The following is a 923-nucleotide window of genomic DNA, read 5'->3' as shown; positions in this document are numbered from 1 at the left end:
AACTGCCACGAGGGCGGCGAGCTGGCCCTGTGAAGTCGGGGATCGGCGGCACGACCGAAGCTGAGCGAGGCACTGGTCGCGGTGCTCGAAGCCGAACTGGCCAAGGGGCCGGCGGCTCACCGCTGGCCCGGCCAGACGTGGACCCTGTCGAGGATCAAGACGCTGATCGGCCGCCGGTTCCATAAACCCATGACGCTCTCGGCCATCGCGCAGATGCTCCACCGGCACGGCTGGAGTCACCAGATGCCGACCCGTCGCGCTCTGGAACGTGATGAGGACGCGGTCGCCGGATGGGTAAAGGAGACGTGGCCGCAGATGGAAACACCGCGGCGGCGCTCGACGCCTGGATCGTCTTCGAGGACGAGGCCGGCTTCTCGATGGCGCCGCCCACCACCCGCACGTGGGCCAAACGCGGCCGCACCCCCGTCGTCCGGGTCCGCGGCCGGTCCCAGCGGCGCTTCTCCATCGCTGCACTGTGCTGCTACAAGGCCGGCGAACGCCCACGGCTGATCTTCAGGCCCAAACGCCATGCCAATCACAAGAGCGGAGGCCGCCGCAGCTTCGCCTGGACCGAGTACCGGGACCTGCTCGTCGCCGCACACCATCAGCTCGGAGGGGCACTCGCCCTCGTCTGGGACAACTTGAACGTGCATCTGGACGCACGGCTTCGGGCCTTCATCGCCTGCCACGACTGGATCACCTCCATTCAGCTGCCGCCCTACGCGCCCGACCTCAACCCGGTCGAGAGCGTCTGGTCGGTGCTGCGGCGCGGCGCGCAGGCCAACACCGCTTTCACCTCCCCAGAGCACTGATCCGGGCGTTACGTCACAGACTCCGCGAGATCCAATACCACAGCGACATCATCGAGAGCTGTCTCGCCGGAACAGGGCTAAACCTCACGACATCACGCCGCCCAGTCAGTA

At 67.4% G+C, this 923-nt stretch carries 1 pseudogene; it reads left to right on the top strand.

Annotated elements, in window-relative coordinates:
- Positions 1-33: 33 nt before the first annotated feature.
- A pseudogene (locus LUZ64_RS38175) lies at positions 34-923 on the top strand (IS630 family transposase); the annotation flags it as partial.

It is taken from the genome of Streptomyces albireticuli, assembly GCF_021228125.1.
Lineage (GTDB): Bacteria > Actinomycetota > Actinomycetes > Streptomycetales > Streptomycetaceae > Streptomyces > Streptomyces albireticuli.
The sequence above is the reverse complement of the archived record's forward strand: the minus strand, read 5'-3'. Positions and strand labels throughout refer to the sequence as shown.